Genomic DNA, 1,080 nt, shown 5'->3' on the forward strand with positions numbered 1-1,080 from the left:
CTTTACAACTGATCCTGATGGTGTGAGCTTCCTTTGGAAAATTCTGCGATCACGCATCCAGAGTAAAGTGACTCAGTTCAACAGTGACATCGAAGTCAACAGCATCAATGAGCAACTTGAATGTGAGCCAAGCAAGCTAGACAGTATGCTGGTTGAGCGCTCCGTACAGCGCTTGCAAGCACTGGCTGATAAATTCAACAATAAGTGAAGAGAAGAACTGTGGTAACACACTGAATTTATGTCACCTGAATAGATAGGTTCAGATGTAGAAGACAGTTCATAAGTATAAAAAAACAGAACAAAAAGATCACCGGCCTGTAAAGCCGGTGACATTATATTCAGGAAAATTTTTCAGCTATTTTTTTGATTAAAAATTATTTTGTGCTTCTGAAATTCGGACTCCATATCGTTCATGCAGTAAACAATATAGTAAATGTTAAAAATGAAAGTGTAGAAAGGATTCATTTTTAACTCGAATTTAAACTCATTTAAAGCATAAGACTGTAATGCTGCTTTTGCCTTAAATGACCAGACGATCAGCATAATAGCAGAAGCAACTGACAACAGGGTAGCAATATGATCTAGCACAGTCTCAGTATCACTTATGGCATAACTGATATCGACTAATAACCAACCAAAACCCGTAACAACAGCAAGCCATAGCGGATAATCGTTAGCGACAAAGTTACTCTTCATCTCTTCCGTTAGCTTCTTCTGATTCACATACAACCACATCATGGGATAGATGCCACCTGTCGCTACGGTCAGAAGCACAAAGTTCAGAACCTTCGTATTGATGCTATCTTTGAGTATATTTACATTTTTATCGATCATAATCACATCCATTATTTAATAATAATTATAGTTCCCAGGTGAACTTCGAGCTTCCCTGATTGGTTTCAATTACAACTTCCTGAGGTTTACACTTACCATAATCACTGTCTGTTGAAACCGTGAAGTAATAAACATCGCTGTAGTTCAGATCCCAACTGGTTATAGGAATTTCATTATCCTCTTTAATATGCTGTCTCTTATACACATCTCCGAGAACACGAGACAGGAGGTATCATCGCGTATGCC

At 38.1% G+C, this 1,080-nt stretch carries 1 protein-coding gene and 1 pseudogene; one reads left to right on the plus strand and one right to left on the minus strand.

Annotated features, from left to right (window positions below):
• Positions 1–208 (plus strand): annotated as a pseudogene (locus tag JHD74_RS25810) (hypothetical protein); the annotation flags it as partial.
• A gap of 143 nt (positions 209–351) precedes the next feature.
• Here JHD74_RS25810 and JHD74_RS25815 read toward each other — a convergent pair.
• Positions 352–834, minus strand: coding sequence for a DUF4234 domain-containing protein (locus tag JHD74_RS25815; RefSeq protein WP_199063889.1), 483 nt, complete (start codon positions 832–834; stop codon positions 352–354).
• Positions 835–1,080 lie beyond the last annotated feature (246 nt).

The sequence above is a fragment of the Serratia sp. ASV30 genome (genome assembly GCF_016428815.1).
GTDB lineage: Bacteria > Pseudomonadota > Gammaproteobacteria > Enterobacterales > Enterobacteriaceae > Chania > Chania fonticola_C.

Excerpts from the sequence above, each read along its gene's own strand:
- JHD74_RS25815 (WP_199063889.1), bottom strand. The coding sequence starts at position 834 with ATGATCGATAAAAATGTAAATATACTCAAAGATAGCATCAATACGAAG.